19 protein-coding genes are annotated in these 20,288 nt (G+C 64.8%); 3 read left to right on the top strand and 16 right to left on the bottom strand.

Translation table 11 applies throughout. From position 1 onward, the window contains the following. Positions 1-7: 7 nt before the first annotated feature. The 3 genes from dnaG to rpsU form a co-directional block, all read right to left on the bottom strand. On the bottom strand, positions 8-2,002 hold the full coding sequence (gene dnaG / locus HMPREF2886_RS12335; protein ID WP_033972867.1) for a DNA primase: 1,995 nt from the start codon (positions 2,000-2,002) through the stop codon (positions 8-10). 82 nt (positions 2,003-2,084) lie between these two features. Then, complete coding sequence (locus HMPREF2886_RS12330) at positions 2,085-2,534, bottom strand: GatB/YqeY domain-containing protein (RefSeq protein WP_003085042.1); 450 nt, start codon at positions 2,532-2,534, stop codon at positions 2,085-2,087. Between the two features lie 69 nt (positions 2,535-2,603). Then, the gene (gene rpsU / locus HMPREF2886_RS12325) at positions 2,604-2,819 is read right to left on the bottom strand and encodes a 30S ribosomal protein S21 (RefSeq protein ID WP_003085057.1); all 216 of its coding nucleotides are present in this window, start codon (positions 2,817-2,819) and stop codon (positions 2,604-2,606) included. Positions 2,820-3,019: 200 nt separating this feature from the next. Between rpsU and tsaD the strand changes: the two genes are divergently transcribed. Continuing rightward, entirely contained in the window at positions 3,020-4,045 is a 1,026-nt protein-coding gene (gene tsaD / locus HMPREF2886_RS12320) for a tRNA (adenosine(37)-N6)-threonylcarbamoyltransferase complex transferase subunit TsaD (RefSeq protein WP_003109020.1), read from the top strand. Between the two features lie 78 nt (positions 4,046-4,123). Here the strand turns inward: tsaD and plsY are convergent, their stop codons facing one another. After that, the gene (gene plsY, locus HMPREF2886_RS12315; RefSeq protein ID WP_003085061.1) at positions 4,124-4,693 is read right to left on the bottom strand and encodes a glycerol-3-phosphate 1-O-acyltransferase PlsY; all 570 of its coding nucleotides are present in this window, start codon (positions 4,691-4,693) and stop codon (positions 4,124-4,126) included. Between the two features lie 83 nt (positions 4,694-4,776). Between plsY and folB the strand changes: the two genes are divergently transcribed. Then, positions 4,777-5,130 (top strand): dihydroneopterin aldolase, encoded by a 354-nt coding sequence (gene folB / locus HMPREF2886_RS12310; protein WP_003099587.1) that lies wholly within the window; start codon positions 4,777-4,779, stop codon positions 5,128-5,130. After that, a complete protein-coding gene (folK, locus tag HMPREF2886_RS12305) occupies positions 5,121-5,663 on the top strand; it encodes a 2-amino-4-hydroxy-6-hydroxymethyldihydropteridine diphosphokinase (RefSeq protein ID WP_033972869.1) in 543 nt (180 codons plus the stop codon). Before folB ends, folK begins: the two co-directional genes overlap by 10 nt. Here folK and HMPREF2886_RS12300 read toward each other — a convergent pair. The 12 genes from HMPREF2886_RS12300 to lptD form a co-directional block, all read right to left on the bottom strand. Further along, positions 5,636-6,868 (bottom strand): multifunctional CCA addition/repair protein, encoded by a 1,233-nt coding sequence (locus HMPREF2886_RS12300; RefSeq protein ID WP_033977985.1) that lies wholly within the window; start codon positions 6,866-6,868, stop codon positions 5,636-5,638. The two genes, folK and HMPREF2886_RS12300, sit on opposite strands and share 28 nt — an antisense overlap. A 43-nt stretch (positions 6,869-6,911) precedes the next feature. Then, positions 6,912-7,418, bottom strand: coding sequence for a DUF4136 domain-containing protein (locus HMPREF2886_RS12295; RefSeq protein WP_033972872.1), 507 nt, complete (start codon positions 7,416-7,418; stop codon positions 6,912-6,914). A 94-nt stretch (positions 7,419-7,512) separates the two neighbouring features. Next, complete coding sequence (locus tag HMPREF2886_RS12290) at positions 7,513-9,066, bottom strand: SpoVR family protein (protein ID WP_033972873.1); 1,554 nt, start codon at positions 9,064-9,066, stop codon at positions 7,513-7,515. Further along, on the bottom strand, positions 9,063-10,334 hold the full coding sequence (locus tag HMPREF2886_RS12285) for a YeaH/YhbH family protein (RefSeq protein ID WP_003099579.1): 1,272 nt from the start codon (positions 10,332-10,334) through the stop codon (positions 9,063-9,065). The genes HMPREF2886_RS12290 and HMPREF2886_RS12285 overlap by 4 nt, the downstream gene beginning before the upstream one ends. 100 nt (positions 10,335-10,434) lie before the next feature. Beyond that, positions 10,435-12,357, bottom strand: a complete 1,923-nt coding sequence (locus HMPREF2886_RS12280) for a PrkA family serine protein kinase (RefSeq protein WP_003085078.1) — start codon at positions 12,355-12,357, stop codon at positions 10,435-10,437. A gap of 278 nt (positions 12,358-12,635) precedes the next feature. Continuing rightward, complete coding sequence (gene glpE / locus HMPREF2886_RS12275) at positions 12,636-12,968, bottom strand: thiosulfate sulfurtransferase GlpE (protein ID WP_003099577.1); 333 nt, start codon at positions 12,966-12,968, stop codon at positions 12,636-12,638. A 43-nt stretch (positions 12,969-13,011) separates the two neighbouring features. Further along, positions 13,012-13,863, bottom strand: coding sequence for a symmetrical bis(5'-nucleosyl)-tetraphosphatase (locus HMPREF2886_RS12270; RefSeq protein WP_003113213.1), 852 nt, complete (start codon positions 13,861-13,863; stop codon positions 13,012-13,014). Then, positions 13,863-14,243, bottom strand: coding sequence for a Co2+/Mg2+ efflux protein ApaG (gene apaG, locus HMPREF2886_RS12265; RefSeq protein WP_003121838.1), 381 nt, complete (start codon positions 14,241-14,243; stop codon positions 13,863-13,865). The genes HMPREF2886_RS12270 and apaG overlap by 1 nt, the downstream gene beginning before the upstream one ends. 36 nt (positions 14,244-14,279) lie before the next feature. Then, on the bottom strand, positions 14,280-15,086 hold the full coding sequence (gene rsmA / locus HMPREF2886_RS12260; protein ID WP_070747438.1) for a 16S rRNA (adenine(1518)-N(6)/adenine(1519)-N(6))-dimethyltransferase RsmA: 807 nt from the start codon (positions 15,084-15,086) through the stop codon (positions 14,280-14,282). A gap of 115 nt (positions 15,087-15,201) precedes the next feature. Further along, positions 15,202-16,188, bottom strand: a complete 987-nt coding sequence (gene pdxA / locus HMPREF2886_RS12255) for a 4-hydroxythreonine-4-phosphate dehydrogenase PdxA (RefSeq protein WP_070747436.1) — start codon at positions 16,186-16,188, stop codon at positions 15,202-15,204. Continuing rightward, a complete protein-coding gene (locus tag HMPREF2886_RS12250) occupies positions 16,185-17,477 on the bottom strand; it encodes a peptidylprolyl isomerase (RefSeq protein WP_003109024.1) in 1,293 nt (430 codons plus the stop codon). Before HMPREF2886_RS12250 ends, pdxA begins: the two co-directional genes overlap by 4 nt. After that, a complete protein-coding gene (lptD, locus tag HMPREF2886_RS12245) occupies positions 17,458-20,259 on the bottom strand; it encodes an LPS-assembly protein LptD (protein WP_039027739.1) in 2,802 nt (933 codons plus the stop codon). The genes HMPREF2886_RS12250 and lptD overlap by 20 nt, the downstream gene beginning before the upstream one ends. Between the last annotated feature and the right edge of the window lie 29 nt (positions 20,260-20,288).

Here is a 20,288-nt window from a genome sequence, read left to right as displayed (position 1 = left end):
CGCCAGTTCAGCTCTGGGAAGGCGATGAAGCGGCAACACTGTAGTGCTCTCTGAGCAAGGCTTTCTCTTCATCGGTCAGTTCACTGTAGCTCTTCTGCATGACGCTGCGTAAACGCTCCTCCCGCTCGCCGAAACGCTGGCTCTCGGAGAGTTTAGTAATGGTGTCGAAGAACTGCTTTTCAAGGTTCTCCTGGACGATCAGCCACTCCTTCTCGCCCAGGGCCTGCAGCAGGCGGCCCTGGGGCGTGCCGTGCCAGCGCGCGATGAGTTGCATCGAGCTCTGCCGCGGGTTCTTCTGCAGGGCTTCCAGTAGGGACACCAGCAACTGGGCGTAGGTATCCTGCTCCCTGGCGAGGGTGCCCGCATCGTCGACCTTCAAGGCCAGCTGCGGATGATGCAGCAAGGTGCGCAGGGCGTTGAGGGTGGTGGACTCCACGCTTACCGGCGTTCGTTGCGGAGCCTTGAAGTCGCCGCGGCCGCCTTTGTCCCACTTCCTCTTGCCATCCCACTTCTTGCCGTCCCAGGGCTTCTTGTCCTTGTTCCAGCTCTTGCGCGGTTGCGCCTCGCCATAGCCTGGCGCGGCGTCGAACGGCGCGTGGGAGGGCTCGCTCTCGTAGTAGGCGCTGGCGGCGAAATAGTCGTCGCCGTCGAAGGTGCCGCTCGCTCCGTGATCCATGGGCGACGGCGGCGGGCTGTGGTGCGCCAGCTGTCCGATGTTTTCGCCGGACAGACCGGTGATTTCCGACAGCCGTTGCCGCATCAGCAGGCGCAGGTTGTTCCCGGGAATCTTCTCCAGCAGCGGCGCGGCGAGGGTCGCCAGGTGGGCCTTGCCTTCCAGGGTGGCGGGGTCGGCCTCGAGCATCAGTTGCTGGAAGAAGTACTCCGCCAGCGGCTGGGCCTGCTGGGTGATGCGTGCGCGGAAGGCGTCCTCGCCCTCGGCGCGTACCAGGCTGTCCGGGTCCTCGCCCTCGGGGAGGAACAGGAAGCGCACGCGCTTGCCGTCCTGCAGGTTCGGCAACACCGACTCCAGGGCGCGCCAGGCCGCCTTGCGGCCGGCCTGGTCGCCGTCGAAACAGAACAGGATGCTCGGTACCAGGCGGAACAGGCGCTTGATGTGTTCCTCGCTGGTCGCCGTGCCGAGGGTCGCCACCGCGTTGCGGATGCCTTGCTGGGCCAGGGCGATGACATCCATGTAGCCCTCGACCACCATGATCTCGTCGAGGTCGCGATTCTTCTGCCGGGCTTCGTAGAGTCCGTAGAGTTCCTGGCCCTTGTGGAAGACCGGAGTCTCCGGGGAGTTCAGGTACTTCGGCTTGTCGTCGCCGAGCACCCGGCCGCCGAAGGCGATGATCCGCCCGCGGCTGTCGCGGATCGGGAACATCACGCGATCGCGGAAGCGGTCGTAGCGCTTGCCGGTGTCGCTGTTCTCCACCAGCAGGCCGGCGTCGAGCATGGCCTTGAGTTGCAGGTTGTCTCCGCCCAGGTGCTTGAGCAGGTTGTCCCAGCCGGGCGGGGCGAAACCGAGGCCGAAGTCGCGGGCGATCTCGCCGGTCAGGCCGCGGCCCTTCAGGTAGTTCACCGCGGCCTTGCGCGCCGGGTGGCTTTTCAGCGCCTGCTTGTAGAACTCGGCGGCGGCGCTGAGCAGCGGGTAGAGCGGCGAGTCGGTCGGCTGGCGCGGCGTGTGCCCGCGTCCGCCGCGTTCCTCGCGCGGCACGTCCATGCCGGCGCGCTTGGCCAGTTCCTCGACCGCCTGGGGGAACTCCAGCTGGTCGTGGTCCATGACGAAGCCGAGCGCGTTGCCGCCGGCGCCGCAGCCGAAGCAGTAGTAGAACTGCTTGTCCGGGCTGACGGTGAACGAGGGAGTCTTTTCCTTGTGGAACGGGCAGCAGGCGCTGTAGTTCTTGCCGGTTTTCTTCAGTTGGATGCGCGAACTCACCACCTCGACGATGTCGGTGCGGTTCAGCAGGTCATCGATGAAGCTTTGCGGAATCAGGCCGGCCATGGTGTTCTCGAAAACGACGGCGCGTGGGCGCAGAGCGGCAGCATAGCAATTATCGCCGGGCCGATCAGGCCGGCGCGGTGTTTCAGGAGGAGAGGCGCGCCTTCAGGCGCTGGCTGACCTGTGCCATGTCGACGCGACCCTGGACCTGCGGTCGCAGCAGGTTCATCGCCTTGCCCATGTCCTGCGGACCCTGGGCGCCGCTGTCGACGATGCTGCGCTCGATCAGGGCGTCGATCTCGTGGTCGTCCAGGGGCTTGGGCATGAAGTCCTGGAGTACGAGGATCTCGGCGGCCTCGACCTCGGCAAGGTCCTGGCGGCCGGCGTCGCTGAACTGGCGCTGGGCGTCGCGGCGCTGCTTGATCATCCGGTCGAGGATCAGCAGGGCTCGGGCGTCATCCACCTCGATGCGTTCGTCGACCTCGACGCGCTTGATGTCCGCGAGGGCCAGGCGCAACGTGGTCAGCCGCGGCTTGTCCTGGGCGCGCATGGCGACCTTGACGGCGTCGAGGAGGCGGGATTTGATTTCGCTCATGGCGGAAAGCCGAAAGCCCGGCCGGGGCCGGGCTGAGGCACGATCACTGACGCGTGGGCGTCGAGTGGATCAGTACAGGCGCTCGCGACGGCGCTGTTCGCGCTGTACTTTCTTCGCGTGGCGCTTCACTGCGGCAGCGGCCTTGCGCTTGCGCTCGGCAGTGGGCTTCTCGTAGAACTCGCGGCTGCGAACTTCAGCCAGTACACCTGCTTTTTCGCAGGAGCGCTTGAAACGACGCAGGGCTACGTCGAAGGGTTCGTTCTCTTTTACTTTGACGGCTGGCATCCAGGTCGTACCTTCACTGATTACCGGGGGTTGAACGTACTCCGGCAAGGTGGCGCGGATACGTCGGTTTTCAAGGGTTGCGGATATTAACGGTTCGGCCGGAGGAATGCAAAGCCTCCGATCGAAAAACACTGGTCTGACGCAAAGCCGCCGATTATCATGCGCGGCTTCGTATTTGCCAAGCTCTAAGGCTCAAGCCCATGCGCGTGCTGGGACTGGAAACGTCCTGCGACGAAACCGGCGTCGCCCTTTACGACAGCGAACGCGGCCTGCTGGCCGACGCGCTGTTCAGTCAGATCGACCTCCATCGCGTCTACGGCGGCGTCGTGCCCGAGCTGGCCTCGCGCGACCACGTGAAGCGCATGCTGCCGCTGATCCGCCAGGTGCTCGACGAGTCCGGCTGCACGCCGGCGGATATCGACGCGATCGCCTATACCGCCGGCCCCGGCCTGGTCGGCGCCCTGCTGGTGGGGGCTTCCTGTGCCCAGGCGATGGCCTTCGCCTGGGGCGTGCCGGCGGTCGGCGTGCACCACATGGAAGGGCACCTGCTGGCGCCGATGCTGGAAGAGCAGCCTCCGCGGTTCCCGTTCGTCGCCTTGCTGGTTTCCGGCGGTCACACCCAGTTGGTGCGGGTGGACGGTATCGGTCGCTACCAGTTGCTTGGCGAATCGGTGGACGATGCCGCCGGCGAAGCCTTCGACAAGACCGCCAAGCTGATCGGCCTGGGCTATCCCGGCGGTCCGGAAATCGCCCGCCTGGCGGAGCGCGGCACTCCTGGCCGCTTCGTGTTCCCGCGGCCGATGACCGATCGCCCCGGCCTGGACTTCAGCTTTAGCGGGCTCAAGACCTTTACCCTGAACACCTGGCAGCGTTGCGTCGAGGCCGGCGACGACAGCGAGCAGACCCGCTGCGACATCGCCCTGGCGTTCCAGACCGCGGTGGTCGAGACCCTGCTGATCAAGTGCCGTCGCGCCTTGAAGCAGACCGGCCTGAAGAACCTGGTGATCGCCGGCGGCGTCAGCGCCAACCAGGCGTTGCGCAGCGGCCTGGAAAAGATGCTCGGCGAAATGAAGGGGCAGGTGTTCTACGCCCGCCCGCGCTTCTGCACCGACAATGGCGCGATGATCGCCTACGCCGGCTGCCAGCGCCTGCTCGCCGGCCAGCATGACGGCCCGGCGATCAGCGTCCAGCCGCGCTGGCCGATGGAGTCGCTGCCGGCGGTCTGAGTGGCCGCCAGGTCGCAGTCAGGCAGGTGTCGATGACGCAGCTGGGCCAGACTGCATGAAGTTTGTTCCTTTTATGGATTAGAAATGCCGTTCGCGGCCGGCGAACAGATCGCGTAAGTTGGCGCGGTGCCGCCAGACGATCAGGCCGGTCAGCACGGTCATCGGCAGCAGCGCTCCGGGCTGCTGCCAGGCCAGCAACGGCAGGGTCAGCGGGGTGGCCACCAGCGAGGCGAGCGAGCTGGTGCGCGACAGCTTGAAGGTCAGCAGCCAGGCCGCTGCGGCCAGCAGTACGGCCGGCGGATAGAGGCCGAGGAGCATGCCCGCGGCGGTGGCGACTCCCTTGCCGCCGCGGAAGTTGAAGTACAGCGGATACAGGTGGCCGATCACGGCGGCGATGCCGACCCAGGCCTCCTCCATCACGCCGAGCCCCAGCCAGCGGGCGACCAGCACCGGCAGCAGGCCTTTGCCGACGTCGCCGAGCAGGGTCAGGATGGCGAGTTTCTTCCCGGCGACGCGCAGCATGTTGGTCGCGCCGGGGTTGCCGGAACCGCTGGCGCGCGGGTCCTGGGTGCCGAACCAGCGGCTGAGCAGAACGGCGAAGGAGAGGGAACCGAGCAGGTAGGCGAGGATCGCCAGTAGCCAGACCATGGATTCCACCGAGGACGAGGATGTCCTCGATTCTAACGGGGCGGCGCACGCTTGTCGTGGCATCCCTTGGAGCGGGTAGCGAAGTGGACAGAGTTTTTATCGAAGGCTTGGAGGTCGATACCGTCATCGGCGTGTACGACTGGGAGCGCGGCATCCGTCAGTGCCTGCGCCTGGACCTGACCCTGGGCTGGGACAACCGTCCCGCCGCCGCGGGCGACGATCTCGCCCTGGCGCTGGACTATGCCGCGTTGTCCGAGCGAGTGCAGGAGTTCGCCCGGGAATCGCATTTCCAGTTGGTGGAAACCTTCGCCGAGCGCCTCGCCGAGGTACTGATGGGCGAGCGCGGCATTCCCTGGCTGCGCATCCGCGTGACCAAGCCCGGCGCGGTGCCGGCGGCCCGTGGCGTTGGCGTGGAGATCGAACGCGGATGTCGCTGATCCCGGTCTACCTCGGCCTCGGCAGCAATGTCGAGCGTGAGCGCCACCTGCATGCCGGCCTTGATGCGCTGGCCGGTTTCCTTCATGACCTGCGTTGTTCGCCGGTGTTCGAGAGCGAGCCGGTGGGTATCAAGAGCGGGCCGTTCTTCAACCTGGTGGTGTCTGCCCGCACCGATCTGCCGCTGGCCGAACTGAGCCTGCGACTCAAGCACATCGAGGCCGACAATGGCCGCTATGCGCCAGAGCGCAAGGGGCTGCCGCTGGATATCGACGTGCTGTTCTACGGTGACCTGGTCGGCGATTTCGATGGTCTGGTGCTGCCGCGCGCCGAAGTGCTGAAGAACGCTTTCGTGCTCTGGCCCTTGTCCGAGCTGGCGCCGAACCTGGAGCATCCGGTCGCCCGCCAGCCGCTGGGCGATCTCTGGCGCGAGGCGAGGATCCAGCAGAAGCTCTGGCCGGCGCCATTCGAATGGCGTGGCCGGGCGTTGACTCCCGAAGCGCTGCTTCAGGCCTTTCCGCGTTCTTCCTTGTAGGCCTTGAGGGCGGCGAGGCGCGCACGCTTCAGCGCCTCGCCCAGTTCCGCGCCCTTCAAGCCCTTTTCCACCAGCGGCTTCACGCTGACTGCCCGCGCTGCCTGCGCCGCGCCGAGCAGGTAGGCGGCCTGCGGATAGTCCCGCTGTTCCAGGCCGAGGCGGCCGCGCGCGTCCATCTCGCTGGCGGCGACGAACTCCTCGAAACGCTGCGGGCGGCGATACACGTCGAAGCTCTGCAACAGCTCCAGCAGTGTATTCGGGCGCAGCTCCAGCGCCCGATGGGCGTGGGTGTGGTACTCGCCCACCAGGCGCGCCAGTTCCTGGCAGTCGCGCGGCACCCTGAAGCGCTGGTTCACCGCATCGATCAACGGCACGCCGCGAGCCTCGTGGGCGATATGGCGGGGCCAGTCCGCTTCGCTGGTGAGTCCCTTGCCCAGGTCGTGCAGCAGGCAGGCCCAGCGTACGCTGAGTGGCTGCCGGTGGCGGGCGCATTGCTGCAATACCGACAGGACATGGACGCCGGTATCGATTTCCGGATGGTGGGCCGCCGGCTGCGGTACGCCGAACAGCGCCTCGACTTCCGGGATCAGTTCGGCCAGGGCGTTGCAGTCGTGCAGGACCTGGATGAAGACCTCGGGGTTGGGTTCCATCAGGGCGCGGGAAATTTCCTTCCAACTGCGCTCCGGGGTCAGCGCCTGCAACTCGCCGGATTCCGCCAGTTGGCGCATCAGGGCGAGGGTTTCGGCGGCGACCCGGAAGCCCAGGCCGGCGTAGCGGGCGGCGAAGCGCGCTACGCGCAGGACCCGCAGGGGATCCTCGGCGAACGCCGGGGAAACGTGGCGCAGCAGGCGCGCCTCGAGGTCGGCCTGGCCGCCGTAGGGGTCTATTACCCGGCCCTGTTCATCCTCGGCCATGGCGTTGATGGTCAGGTCACGGCGAGTCAGGTCTTCCTCCAGGGTCACCTCGGGGCTGGCATGGAAGGTGAAGCCACCGTAGCCGCGCCCGCTCTTTCGCTCGGTGCGCGCCAGGGCGTATTCCTCGCCGCTCTGCGGATGAAGGAAGACCGGGAAGTCGGCGCCCACCGGGCGGTAGCCGCGGGCGAGCATCTCGTCGCTGCTGGCACCGACCACCACCCAGTCGATATCGGTGACCGGACGGCCGAGAAGGCGATCGCGCACGGCGCCGCCGACCTTGTAAATCTGCATGGGAATCCTCCGCGTGATAGGCGGAAGTCTACCCCAGGGTTTCCTAGCGGGCGCGTGGAAGCTGCCGGAGCAGGGCGCCGACCGCCAGTTCGAGCTGTTCCGGATTGGCCCTGGCGGGGCTGAGGCCGGTGCTCACCATACCCTCCCAGAGAACGCGCTCCTCCAGGTCGACCAGGCGCACGCGCAATGTTCCGGTTTCGTCGCGCAGGCGGTGGATCGCCAGATAAGGCCCCATGCCGGAGGTGGGCGGAAGGTCGGGGCGGAATTCCAGCGGTGCGTCGCGCAGCGCCAGCCAGTAGTAGACGCGGAATTGCGGGGTGGCGCTCTCGTGGTAGCCGTGGGCCGCCAGTCCCTGGCGCAGCTCTGCGTTTATCAGCGGATAGCGGTTGCGGTAGGGCAGGGCATCGACCGCCTGTTCCGGCGGCATCAACTGGAAACCTTGCAGGCCGGGCAATCCGGTGCTGGCCGGATGGGTAACCCGGGCGCTGGGGATGTGGCTGGCGCAGGTGGCCAGGACGAGGCAGAGCAGGACGATGGCGAACAGGCGCATGGCGGCTCCCGTGGACGGCCGGCTTCTTGTTCTGCTGTGGGCGGCCCCGACCGTGCCGGCATGCTGGCCGGCGGTCGGGGCGGACGTCAACCGATCAAATGGGCGGGATGATCAGGTCCAGGCGCGGGTAGCCTTCCTCGCCCTCGCTGGCGCCCTTGGGCGGCATGTGGTGGGTCTGCACGAGCTGGTCGCCCTGCAGGGTCTCCAGGTGGATATCGAAGCCCCACAAGCGATGCAGGTGCTTGAGTACGTCGGCGGTGGAGTCGCTCAGCGGCTGGCGGTCGAACTGCTGGTGGCGCAGGGTCAGCGAGCGGTCGCCGCGACGGTCGACGTTCCAGATCTGGATATTCGGCTCGCGGTTGCCGAGGTTGTACTGCGCCGCCAGGGTCTCGCGGATGGTGCGGTAGCCGGCTTCGTCGTGGATCGCCGCGACCAGCAGGTCGTCCTTCTGGTCGTCGTCGAGAATGCTGAACAGCTTCAGGTCGCGAATCACCTTGGGCGAGAGGAACTGGAGGATGAAGCTTTCGTCCTTGAAGCTCTTCATGGCGAACTTCAGCGTGGCCAGCCAGTCGCTGCCGGCGATATCCGGGAACCAGCGGCGATCCTCTTCGGTGGGTTCCTCGCAGATGCGGCGGATGTCGCGGTACATGGCGAAGCCCAGGGCGTAGGGGTTGATGCCGCTGTAGTAGGGGCTGTCGAAGGACGGCTGGTAGACCACGCTGGTGTGGTATTGCAGGAACTCCATCATGAAGCCGTCGTTGACCAGGCCTTCGTCGTAGAGGTCGTTGAGCAGCGTGTAGTGCCAGAAGGTCGCCCAGCCTTCGTTCATCACCTGGGTCTGGCGTTGCGGGTAGAAATACTGGGCGATCTTGCGCACGATGCGGATCACCTCGCGCTGCCAGGGCTCCAGCAGCGGCGCGTTCTTCTCGATGAAGTAGAGGATGTTCTCCTGCGGCTCGCTCGGATAGCGCGCCATGGATTGTTCCTTGTCCTTGCCGCCGACGCGCGGGATGGTCCGCCAGAGGTCGTTGACCTGGCGCTGGATCAGTTCCTCGCGCTCCTTCTGCCGCTGCCGCTCCTCTTCCGCGGAAATCGGGTAGGGCCGCTTGTAGCGGTCGACACCGTAGTTCATCAGGGCGTGGCAGGAGTCGAGCAGGTCTTCCACCGCGTCGATCCCGTAGCGCTCCTCGCACTGCATGATGTACTGCTTGGCGAACACCAGGTAATCGATGATCGAACTGGCATCGGTCCAGGTGCGGAACAGGTAGTTGCCCTTGAAGAAACTGTTGTGCCCGTAGCAGGCGTGGGCGATCACCAGCGCCTGCATGCACTGGGTGTTTTCCTCCATCAGGTAGGCGATGCAGGGGTCGGAGTTGATCACGATCTCGTAGGCCAGGCCCATCTGGCCACGCTTGTAGTTCTTTTCCGTACTGAGGAAGTGCTTGCCGTAGGACCAGTGGTTATAGCCGATCGGCATGCCCACCGAGGCGTAGGCGTCCATCATCTGCTCGGCGGTGATCACTTCGATCTGGTTCGGATAGGTATCCAGCGCATAGCGCTCGGCGATCCTGCTGATTTCCCGGTCGTACTGCTGGATCAGCTCGAAGGTCCACTCCGAGCCGGTGGCGATGGGCTGGCGCTTGCTCATGCGACGAGCCTCCTCTGGAACAGCTCGCGGAACACCGGGTAGATGTCCGATGCCGAGACGATCTGCTGCTGGGCGAAGCTGTCTTCGAAGGCTTCGCGCACGCGCTCGTACTCGAACCACAGGGCCTGGTGTTCGCGCGGGGTGATCTCGACGTAGGTGTAGTACTGGACGAACGGCATGATCTGCTTGAGGAGGATGTCCCGGCACACCGGCGAGTCGTCGTTCCAGTTGTCGCCGTCCGAGGCCTGGGCGGCGTAGATGTTCCACTCATGGGTCGGATAACGCTCGGCCATGATCTCCTGCATCATCTTCAGCGCGCTGGAGACGATGGTGCCGCCGGTCTCGCGGGAGTAGAAGAACTCCTCCTCGTCGACCTCGCGGGCGCTGGTGTGGTGGCGGATGAACACCACTTCGATCTTCTCGTAGTTCCGCTTGAGGAACAGGTAGAGCAGGATGAAGAAGCGCTTGGCGATGTCCTTGGTCGCCTGGGTCATCGAGCCGGAGACGTCCATCAGGCAGAACATCACCGCCTTGGAGGTGGGGTTGGGCTGCTTGACCAGCAGGTTGTACTTGAGATCGAAGGTATCGAGGAAGGGTACCCGGTCGATGCGCGCGCGGAGCTTGGCGATTTCCAGCTCGAGTTCCTGGATATCGCCGAGGTTGTCCGGCTCTTCGCGCTTGATCCGCTCCAGTTCCTTCAGCGCCGCGCGCAGCTTGGCCCGGCTGCCGCCGGACAGCGCGATGCGCCGCGCATGGGCCGAGCGCAGGGTGCGGACGATGTTGATGCGCGACGGGTTGCCGTCGTTGCTGATGCCGGCGCGGACGGTCTTGAAGGTGTCGGTGCCGGTGATGTGGCGCTTGACCAGGTTGGGCAGTTCCAGGTCCTCGAACATGAAATCGAGGAATTCCTCCTGGGTGATCTGGAAGACGAAGTCGTCCATGCCTTCGCCGCTGTTGCTGGCCTTGCCGCCGCCGCGGCCGCCCCCGCCGCCGGATGGGCGGGCGATGTGCTCGCCGGCGGTGAACTCCTTGTTGCCGGGGTGGACGACGGTCTGCCGCCCGCCGCGACCATGGTGCAGCACCGGTTCGTCGATATCGCGCCCGGGAATGCTGATCTGCTCGCCGTGCTCCATGTCGGTGATGGAACGCCGGCTGACGGCCTCCTCGACGGCCTTCTTGATGTGTTCACGGTAGCGCCTCAGGAAGCGCTGGCGGTTCACCGTGCTCTTGTTCTTGCCGTTCAGACGCCGGTCGATGACGTAGCTCATGAATGCTCCTCAGGGCCTGTGGCGCCCCGCCGGAGCGGAGGCGCCGAGGTCCGAATGCGACGGCGACCGGTACGGTCGCAGCGACCGTACCGATGGCAGACTACTGCGACTTGCGAACCCGCAGGTACCATTCCGACAGCAGGCGGACCTGCTTCTCGGTGTAGCCGCGCTCGACCATGCGTTTGACGAAGTCGTTGTGCTTCTGCTGGTCCTCCTTGCTGGCCTTGGCGTTGAAGCTGATGACCGGAAGCAGGTCCTCGGTGTTGGAGAACATCTTCTTCTCGATCACCACGCGCAGCTTCTCGTAGGACAGCCAACTCGGGTTCTTGCCGTTGTTGCCGGCGCGGGCGCGCAGCACGAAGTTGACGATCTCGTTGCGGAAGTCCTTCGGGTTGCTGATGCCGGCGGGTTTCTCGATCTTCTCCAGTTCCTCGTTGAGGGCGGCGCGATTGAGGATCTCGCCGGTTTCCGGGTCGCGGTATTCCTGGTCCTGGATCCAGAAGTCGGCGTACAGCACATAGCGGTCGAAGATGTTCTGACCGTATTCGCTGTAGGACTCCAGGTAGGCGGTCTGGATTTCCTTGCCGATGAACTCGACGTAGCGCGGCGCCAGGTATTCCTTGATGAAACGCAGGTAGCGCTCGCGGGTCTCCGGCTGGAACTGCTCCTGTTCGATCTGCTGTTCGAGGACATAGAGCAGGTGCACCGGGTTGGCCGCTACTTCGTGCGGGTCGAAGTTGAATACCTTGGAGAGGATCTTGAAGGCGAAGCGGGTGGAAAGGCCGGCCATGCCTTCGTCGACCCCGGCCGAGTCGCGATATTCCTGGATCGACTTGGCCTTGGGGTCGGTGTCTTTCAGGTTTTCGCCGTCATATACCCGCATCTTCGAGTAGATATTCGAGTTTTCCGGCTCTTTCAGCCTCGACAGCACGGAGAACTGCGAGAGCATCTTCAGGGTGTCCGGGGCGCAGTGGGCGTGCGCCAGCGAGCTGTTGACCAGCAACTTGTCGTAGATCTTGATCTCGTCCGCCACGCGCAGGCAGTACGGCACCTTGACGATGTAGATGCGGTCGATGAACGCCTCGTTGTTCTTGTTGTTACGGAAACTGTGCCATTCCGACTCGTTGGAGTGAGCCAGGATGATGCCGCTGTAGGGCAGGGCGCCGAGGCCTTCGGTGCTGTTGTAGTTGCCTTCCTGGGTCGCGGTCAGCAGCGGGTGCAGGACCTTGATCGGGGCCTTGAACATCTCGACGAATTCCATCAGGCCCTGGTTGGCCCGGCAGAGGGCGCCCGAATAGCTGTAGGCATCCGCGTCGTTCTGCGGGTATTCCTCCAGCTTGCGGATGTCGACCTTGCCGACCAGCGCGGATATGTCCTGGTTGTTCTCGTCGCCGGGCTCGGTCTTGGCGATGGCGATCTGGTTGAGGATCGAGGGGTACAGCTTGACCACGCGGAACTGGCTGATGTCGCCGCCGAACTCGTTGAGGCGCTTGGTTGCCCAGGGCGACATGATCGAGCGCAGGTAGCGCCTCGGGATGCCGTAGTCCTCCTCGAGAATGGCGCCGTCTTCGTCGGGGTTGAACAAGCCCAGCGGCGACTCGAAGACCGGCGAGCCCTTGATCGCGTAGAAGGGCACCTTCTCCATCAGTTGCTTGAGTTTTTCCGCCAGGGAGGACTTACCGCCGCCGACCGGGCCGAGCAGGTAAAGGATCTGCTTCTTCTCCTCCAGGCCCTGGGCCGCATGGCGGAAGAACGCGACGATCTGGTCGATGCATTCCTCCATGCCGTGGAAGTCGGCGAACGCCGGGTAGCGGCGAATCACCTTGTTGGAGAAGATTCGCGACAGCCTGGAGTCCACCGAGGTGTCCAGCAACTCCGGCTCGCCGATCGCCATCAGTAGGCGCTCGGCGGCGGAGGCATAGGCTGTCTTGTCTTGCTTGCAGAGGTCGAGATATTCCTGAAGGGAATATTCCTCTTGGCGGGTCGCTTCGAAGCGTTCCTGGAAGTGACTGAAAATGCTCATGACGTCTCCTCGCTCGATGCAGTGAGCCGGCGCGGGATCGGTCGTGCGGGTGCGGGGGGGCCGCCAGCCAGGCCGGCGAGAATCCCCCAGACTCCGTCGCTGCACGGTGCTTCCCTTTCCGCCAGCGCTCCTAACGGTCACAGCCGATGGCCCGGAAGCCGGTGTGCCGGCTCTCCCCTGTTTTGGATGGCCTGAGGAAAAGAATAGTTCGTTCTGGACGGAGTAAAGGAAGAAAGGCGAGAGAAGTTACAGTTTTTTTGGCGGGGTAGCGGCGCGGCCTACTCCGCTTCGCCGCTGCTGGTATCCGCGGGATAGACGCTGCGCCATAGCTCGAAGCCGCCGTCGAGGCTGTAGACGTCGCTGAAGCCCTGCTGGATGAAATAGGCGGCGGCGCTCTGGCTGGAGTTGCCGTGGTAGCAGACCACCACCAGCGGAGCGTCGAGGTCGGCGGCGGCGATGAAGTCCGCCACCGAGTGGTTGTCGATGTGCCGCGAGCCGCTGATGTGGCCGACAGCGAAGCTCTGCGGGTCGCGGATGTCGACCACCTGGGCGCCGTTTTCGCGGAGCTGGCGGGCCTGTTCGGGGGCGATGCGCTGGAAGGTGTCGCTCATGTCGGGGTACCTGTGTACAGGGCGTCCACCGGACGCCGGGGATTCATGCGGGCGTGGCGGCGGGTCTGGCCGGCGCGCGCTGCTCGGCGCAATCGCAGCTCAGGCGTTCGCCGCTGTCGACGTTCAGCAGGGTCATCCGTGCGCCCCAGACGCAGCCGGTATCCAGGGCGAACAGGCCGGGCTCGTCGCAGTGGCCTTCGAGGGCCGCCCAGTGGCCGAAGATGATCTTCTCGCCGCGGGTCTTGCGCGAAGGGAAGCTGAACCAGGGGGCGTAGCCGGGCGGCGCGGTGTCGAGGCCTTCCTTGCTCTTCAGGTCGAGCTTGCCATCTTCGGTGCAGAAACGCATGCGGGTGAAGTAGTTGGTGATCACCCTCAGGCGGTCGATGCCATGCAGCTTCTTGTCCCACTTGGCCGGCTCGTTGCCGTACATGCCGTCGAGGAACAGCGGCAGGCGCTGGTCGTCGCGCAATGCTTGCTCCACCTCGGCTGCGCGCAGACGGGCTTTTTCCAGGCTCCACTGCGGGGGGATGCCGGCATGCACCAGGGCGACCTTGCGTTGTTCGTCGTAGTGCAGCAGCGGCAGGCGACGCAGCCAGTCGAGCAGTGGCTCGCGGTCCGGCGCCTCGAGGATTTCCCGCAGCGTGTCGGATTTCTTCAGGCGCTCGGACTTATGCGCCACCGCCAGCAGGTGCAGGTCGTGGTTGCCCAGGACGCTGACCACCGACTCGCGCATGGCATAGAGGAAGCGCAACGTTTCCAGGGACTGCGGGCCGCGGTTGACCAGGTCGCCGACCAGCCACAGGCGGTCCTTGGCCGGGTCGAAGGCGACGCGCTCCAGCAGGCATTTCAGGGGATCCAGGCAACCCTGCAGGTCGCCTACCGCGTAGACCGCCATCAGTGCAGCGCTCCCGGTACGGCCAGGCGAAACACCGGGATCGTGGCGTCGAAGGCGATTCCGTCGCTGCCGAGCATCTGGTAACTGCCGCGCATGCTGCCGACCCGGGTCGCCAGCACCGTGCCGCTGGTGTAGGTGTGTTGCGCGCCGGGGGCGATCAGCGGTTGCTCGCCGACCACGCCGGCGCCGCGAACTTCCTGGGTACGGCCGTCGCCGTCGGTGATGATCCAGTGGCGCGACAGCAGTTGGGCCGGAACCTCGCCCTGGTTCTCGATGGTCACCGTGTAGGCGAAGGCGAAACGGTTCTGCTCCGGGGCGGACTGTTCCGGAAGGTAGCGGGTGTCGACCCTGACGTTGACCTGGTGCTGGGTATCGCTCATACGGCTTGCCTGATTCCTGACGAGTGTCTCACCAGACTAACGATTGCCTGGCAGCTCGGCCAGCCGGTTGGCCAGGCGGACGAAAGCGGCCAGGTCGAGTTGTTCGGGGCGGAGGGTCGGATCGACCTCTGCGGCCTCGATGTCCTCGATGCTCAGGAGAGGCTTGAGGGTGTTGCGCAGGGTCTTGCGGCGCTGGTTGAAGGCCTCGCGGACCACCCGCTCGAGCAGTTTCGGATCGCGTGCCGGATGGGGCGGCTCGGCGAAGGGGGTGAGGCGGACGATGGCCGAGTCGACCTTGGGCGGCGGGTTGAACGCGCCGGGGCCGACGTTGAACAGGTGCTCCACCCGACAGTGATACTGGACCATGATCGAGAGCCGGCCCCAGTCCCCGCCGCCCGGCGTGGCCGCCAGGCGCTCGACCACTTCCTTCTGCAGCATGAAGTGCATGTCCTCGATCACCGGCGCGTACTCCAGCAGATGGAAGATCAGTGGCGTGGAGATGTTGTAGGGCAGGTTGCCGACCACTCGCAGCTTCTCGCCGCTCTCCACCAGCGAGGCGAAATCGAACTTGAGGGCGTCGCCCTGGTGCAGGCTGAAGCGCGACTCGAGGCCGAATTTCAGCTTCAACAGGGGGATCAGGTCCTGGTCGAGCTCGATCACGTCCAGGCGTGCGCCGCTGCCCAGCAGTCCCTCGGTCAGGGCACCCTGGCCCGGGCCGATCTCCAGCAGGCGCTGACCCTCGCGGGCATGGATGGCACGGAGGATGCGGTGAATCACCCCGGCATCGTGCAGGAAGTTCTGGCCGAAGCGCTTGCGCGCGCGGTGTTGGTAAAGCTCGGACATTGGAAACGGTTCCAGGCTGCGGGCCCCAGGCCAAGGCGGGAGGCGCGGATGCGAAAGGGCGCCATTTTAACAGCGAAGCGTCGGGCCGGCAGGGCTAAACGATGGCCGACCGCCGTCAGCAGCGGCTGGCCGCCATCTGGTAGGCGGTTTCCAGGGCGACCTGCAGGCTGCCGCTATCGATGCGGCCGCTTCCGGCCAGGTCGAGGGCGGTACCGTGGTCGACAGAGGTGCGGATGATCGGCAGGCCGAGGGTCACGTTCACGGCGGCACCGAAGCCCTTGTACTTGAGCACAGGGAGACCCTGGTCGTGGTACATCGCCAGCACCGCGTCGCAATGCTCCAGGTGCTTGGGAGTGAACAGGGTGTCGGCCGGCAGCGGGCCGACCAGGTCGAGGCCTTCGCCGCGCAGGCGCTCGAGGCAGGGTTCGATCACCTCGATCTCTTCCCGGCCCAGGTGACCGCCCTCGCCGGCGTGCGGGTTGAGTCCGCAGACCAGGATGCGCGGATGGGCAATGCCGAACTTGTCGCGCAGGTCGGCATGGAGGATGCGCGCGACCCGGGACAGGCGCTCGTCGCTAATGGCGTCGGCGACCTCGCGCAGCGGCAGGTGAGTGGTCGCCAGGGCCACGCGCAGGCCGCGGGTGGCCAGCATCATCACCACCTGGGCGGTGTGGGTGAGGTCGGCGAGGAATTCGGTATGGCCGGAAAAGGGGATTCCGGCTTCGTTGATCACGCCCTTGTGCACCGGTGCGGTGATCATCCCGGCGAAGTGCCCGTCGAGGCAGCCCTGGCCGGCGCGGGTCAGGGTTTCCAGGACGTAGGCGGCGTTGGCTCGGTCCAATTGCCCGGGCTGGACCGGGGCGGCCAGCGGCGTATCCCATACGTACAGTTGGCCGGCCTTGGCCGGTCGCTCTGGCCAGGCGGCCGGGGAAACGTCCTTCAGGTCGATCGCCAGGCCCAGTTGGCCGGCGCGCTCTTGCAGGAGCGTGCGGCTGGCGATGGCGATCAGGGGGTGGGGCTGGGCGGAGCGGGCGAGCAGCAGGCACAGATCGGGTCCGATACCTGCCGGCTCGCCTGGAGTGAGCGCGAAGCGCAGGCTCACTGCTTGATTTCCACGTAGGCCTCGTCGCGGATCTGCCGCAGCCAGGCTTGCAGTTCCTCGTCGTACTTGCGGTTGCGCAGTACGCTTACCGCCTGCTGCTCGCGGAACTTCTCGCTGCTGTCGGTGGCGCGACGGCCGAGGACCTGCAGGATGTGCCAGCCGAACTGCGAGCGGAACGGCTTGGACAGCTCGCCCTGCGGGGTATCGTTCATCACCTGGCGGAACTCGGGCACCAGGGCTTCCGGGTCGATCCAGTTCAGGTCGCCGCCGTTGAGGGCGGAACCCGGATCTTCGGAGAAGCTCTTCGCCAGTTCGCCGAAGTCTTCCCCGGACTGGATGCGCTCGTACAGCTTCTGCGCCAGCTTCTCGGTTTCCGCTTCGCTGCGGATTTCGCTGGGCTTGAGCAGGATATGGCGGACATGCACCTCGTCACGGACCATCTTGCTGCCGCCGCGCTTCTCTTCCAGCTTGAGGATGATGAAGCCGCCGGGGGTGCGGACCGGCTCGGTGACGTCGCCGACGGCCAGGGAGCCGATCATGCTGTCGAACGGCTGCGGCAGTTGGGCGGCCTTGCGCCAGCCGATCTCGCCGCCTTCCAGGGCGTTGTCGCCGGCTGAGCGGGAAATCGCCAGTTGGCCGAAGTCGGCGCCCTGCTTGAGCTGCTGGTAGAGCTCCTGGGCCTGCCTCGCGGCGGCCTGGATCACGTCCGAGGACGCGGCTTCCGGTACAGGGATCAGGATATTGGCCAGGCGGTACTCTTCGGAAAGCTGGATCTTGCCCATGTCCGAGGCAAGGAAGTTCTTCACCTCCTGCTCGCTGACCTGGATGCGTTCGGCGACCCGGCGCTGGCGCACACGGCTGATCACCATTTCGCGACGGACCTGCTCGCGGGCGTCGGCGTAGGACAGGCCGTCGCGAGTGAGGGCGGCCTGGAACTGCTCCAGGCTCATGCCGTTGCGCTGGGCGATGGTGCCCATCGCCTGGTTCAGTTCTTCATCGCTGATCCGGATGCCGGAGCGGTCGCCGATCTGCTGCTGGATGTTCTCGATGATCAGGCGTTCCAGCACCTGCTGGGTCAGCACGTGCTCGGGCGGCAGCGGCGCACCGCGCTTGAGCAGCGTCTGGTGCACTTCACGCAGGCGCTGGTCGAGCTGGCTCTGCATGATCACATCGTTGTCGACGATGGCGACGACCCGGTCCAGTGGTACCACTTCGGCATGCGCGAAGGAGCAAAGGAGTGCCGCGCCCAATGCAAGGGGGCGCAGCCGGTTACATAGCTTGATCTTCACGTTGACGATAACCTTGGATGCCTTTGTCGAGGAACATTTCAGCCTTGTTGCCTACGATGCCGCCGAGGCCCTTCAGGACGATCTGCAGGAAGATGCCGCGATCGGCCTTCTCGTTCTGTACGAGGAAGGCGTCATCGTCCACATCCAGCCAGTAGCGGTTGATCAGGCGCAGCTTCCAGCAGCAACTGTCGTATTCGAAGCCGCCGAAGGCCTCGAGTGTGCGGTTCTTGTTGTAGTCGTACTGCCAGCGGGCGAGCACGGACCACTGCGGCACCATCGGCCAGATGACCGAGAAGTCGTGCTGCTTGATGATGTCGTTTTCGCGACCATATTCGAAGCGCCCGGTGGAGCTGTTGAAGCGGCGGGAGTCTTCGCGATAGCGATAGCCCGCATTGACGACCTTGTTCGGATTGTTTTCCGGTTGGTAGTGGAACATTGCACTGCCGGACTCGGTGCGGCTGGTGTTTGGGTTCCAATTGAAATCGGAAGTGACATTCCAGTCACGATTGAAGCGGTACAGACCGGCCAGAGCATAAGGCGACCGCCAACTGTCGGTGTCTGGTCTCTTTACTTCTGGCAGAGCTGGATTTTCCAGCCTATTTTTTTCCAAGAGATCCAGATCTTTTTCGCTCAGGCCTGGCAACTGGACCCGGCGATCGCGGAAGTAGTAGATCTGGCCGGCACTCAGGGTGGCACGTTCAAAACCGTTCGATTCGATGAAGCGAGTCGTCACGCCCAAGGACAGTTGGTTGGCGTCGCCGATGCGGTCGCGGCCGGAGAAGCGGTTCTCACGCCATAGCGAGTCGTAGCTGAATGACGGTTCGCTGGTGTCGAAGACCGGGATATTTTCCTGGTTCTTGTATGGCACGTACAGGTACATGGCGCGCGGTTCCAGGGTCTGGCGGAACTGAGTGCCTGCGAAGCTGGTGTCGCGGTCGAAGTACAGGCCGCTGTCCACCTTGACCAAGGGCAGTGAACGATCCTGGCTGCTGTCAAAAGTCTCATCATAGACGTTGAGGCTGTTCTTGCCCTTGCTGTCCAGATCCAGGTCATATTTGGTGTAAAGATACTTCACCGTAGGCGTCAGGAAACCCCAACTACGCGTCATGGGTAAGCTGACACCGGGCTCGAGATGCATGCGGTCGCCCGTGGCGCGAGCAAGTCCCTGTAAATAGGCGTCTGGGCGCCGTCCGCCGATGCTGCCATCGTCGTTGAAGTATTCGTTCTCATCGAGGTCGCGGTCGAAGCGGACGAACTCGGTACTGTAATTGAACTTTGCGCCACCAGGTTCGTAAGGCAGGAAACCATCGAAACTGATCTGCGGCAGACGTTCGTAAGGCGTCACGTCTGTTGTGGTTGCCAACTGATAACCTTGGGCATTCAGACGGCCAGTGAAGGTATCGCCGCGATAGGTCAGCGTGCCCCGCTGATTGACATAGGTAGTGCTACCCACGCCCAGATCGGTATCCAGATCCTGGAAGTAGTAAGGATCACTGATCCGGGTGTAATCGACCTCGGCCAGCCAGCGCGAATCGAGGCCGGTGGTGTTCTTCAGGCCGTACAGCCAGCGGTCCTTGCTGTAGTCCGGGAAGTTCTCGCGGTGATCGTCTTTGTCGTTCAGGTAGGCGGCGTTGACGGTGCCTTCGCTGCTGTGGGTCAGGTAGCGGAACTCGCCTTCCAGCATCATGCCGCGCTTGGCCATGTAGCGCGGGTACAGCGTGGCGTCGTAGTTCGGCGCCAGGTTGAAGTAGTACGGGGTGACCAGGGTGAAACCGGTGTCGCTGGTGCTGCTGAAGCTTGGCGGCAGGAAGCCGGACTGGCGCCTGTCGTCGATCGGGAAATAGATGTACGGGGTGTAGAACACCGGGAAATCTTTGACCCGCAGGGTCGCGTTGGTCGCGGTGCCGAAGCCGGTGGCCGGGTTCAGCTTGACGTTGTTGCCCTTCAGGGTCCAGGCGTTGCTGCTCGGTTCGCAGCGGGTGTAGGTGCCATCCTTGAGCATGATGATGGCGTTCTCGCTGCGCTTGGCGTAGAGCGCGCTGCCGCGGGCATGGGCCTTGTGGATCACGTACTCGGCGTTGTCGACCTGGGCCTCGCCGTTGTCCAGCTGGACCTGGGCGTGATCGCCGACCACCAGCATGCCTTTGTCGCGCAGCTTGACGTTGCCGACCAGTTCGCCGCGGTTTTCCAGCTGGTGCAGGTTGGCCTCGTCGCCTTCCACCTGCATGCTGCCCTGGCGCAGGACCACGTCACCGGCGAGGGTGGCGATCTGTTTTTCCTGCTCGTAGCGCGAAGCCTTGGCGGATACGTAGGTCGGGCTCTCGTCGTTGGGCGCGCCGTCATCCATGCCCGGACGGACCGGCTCGATGTAGGAGCCGCCGCAATAGGGGCCGATTTCCGCCAACTGGGCGGCGGTCAGCTTTTCCCGAGGAATCCAGTCGAGGTGCGAATAGTCCGCGCTGCGGGACTTCAGCGCGCGACCGCCGGACTCGGTGACCAGGCGCTGGGTCGGCTCTGCCCCGACGGTTTCGCCTCCGCTGCCGGATACGCTGCTGCCCGCCGCGGCGGTGCTGACCGAGGTCGCGGTATGCGCCGGGCGCGGTGGCAGGTTGGCATTGGCGTTCTGCAGCGGGGAGCAATCCCAGCCGCCGGTGGCCGATACCTTGCAGTCGAACTGATCGGCGGCCTGTACAGTCAATGCTGCGACCGGCTGCAGAGCCAGCAGGCTGCCGGTGACCAGCAGGGGAAACTTTCTTCGAAACACGAGGGATTTCACTGCCATCTTGTTAATCCGGGCTTCCTGCGCGCCAT

The sequence above is a fragment of the Pseudomonas sp. HMSC066A08 genome (genome assembly GCF_001813025.1).
Taxonomy (GTDB): Bacteria; Pseudomonadota; Gammaproteobacteria; order Pseudomonadales; family Pseudomonadaceae; genus Pseudomonas; species Pseudomonas aeruginosa.
This window is presented reverse-complemented; position numbering and strand designations above follow the sequence as displayed.

Excerpts from the sequence above, each read along its gene's own strand:
- plsY (WP_003085061.1), bottom strand. The coding sequence starts at position 4,693 with ATGGTCTGGCTACTGGCGATCCTCGCCTACCTGCTCGGTTCCCTCTCC.
- dnaG (WP_033972867.1), bottom strand. The coding sequence starts at position 2,002 with ATGGCCGGCCTGATTCCGCAAAGCTTCATCGATGACCTGCTGAACCGC.
- tsaD (WP_003109020.1), top strand. The coding sequence starts at position 3,020 with ATGCGCGTGCTGGGACTGGAAACGTCCTGCGACGAAACCGGCGTCGCC.
- HMPREF2886_RS12330 (WP_003085042.1), bottom strand. The coding sequence starts at position 2,534 with ATGAGCGAAATCAAATCCCGCCTCCTCGACGCCGTCAAGGTCGCCATG.
- HMPREF2886_RS12295 (WP_033972872.1), bottom strand. The coding sequence starts at position 7,418 with ATGCGCCTGTTCGCCATCGTCCTGCTCTGCCTCGTCCTGGCCACCTGC.
- lptD (WP_039027739.1), bottom strand. The coding sequence starts at position 20,259 with ATGGCAGTGAAATCCCTCGTGTTTCGAAGAAAGTTTCCCCTGCTGGTC.
- rsmA (WP_070747438.1), bottom strand. The coding sequence starts at position 15,086 with ATGTCCGAGCTTTACCAACACCGCGCGCGCAAGCGCTTCGGCCAGAAC.
- HMPREF2886_RS12290 (WP_033972873.1), bottom strand. The coding sequence starts at position 9,066 with ATGAGCAAGCGCCAGCCCATCGCCACCGGCTCGGAGTGGACCTTCGAG.
- apaG (WP_003121838.1), bottom strand. The coding sequence starts at position 14,243 with ATGAGCGATACCCAGCACCAGGTCAACGTCAGGGTCGACACCCGCTAC.
- HMPREF2886_RS12285 (WP_003099579.1), bottom strand. The coding sequence starts at position 10,334 with ATGAGCTACGTCATCGACCGGCGTCTGAACGGCAAGAACAAGAGCACG.
- HMPREF2886_RS12300 (WP_033977985.1), bottom strand. The coding sequence starts at position 6,868 with ATGCAGATTTACAAGGTCGGCGGCGCCGTGCGCGATCGCCTTCTCGGC.
- folK (WP_033972869.1), top strand. The coding sequence starts at position 5,121 with ATGTCGCTGATCCCGGTCTACCTCGGCCTCGGCAGCAATGTCGAGCGT.
- glpE (WP_003099577.1), bottom strand. The coding sequence starts at position 12,968 with ATGAGCGACACCTTCCAGCGCATCGCCCCCGAACAGGCCCGCCAGCTC.
- rpsU (WP_003085057.1), bottom strand. The coding sequence starts at position 2,819 with ATGCCAGCCGTCAAAGTAAAAGAGAACGAACCCTTCGACGTAGCCCTG.
- HMPREF2886_RS12270 (WP_003113213.1), bottom strand. The coding sequence starts at position 13,863 with ATGGCGGTCTACGCGGTAGGCGACCTGCAGGGTTGCCTGGATCCCCTG.
- HMPREF2886_RS12280 (WP_003085078.1), bottom strand. The coding sequence starts at position 12,357 with ATGAGCATTTTCAGTCACTTCCAGGAACGCTTCGAAGCGACCCGCCAA.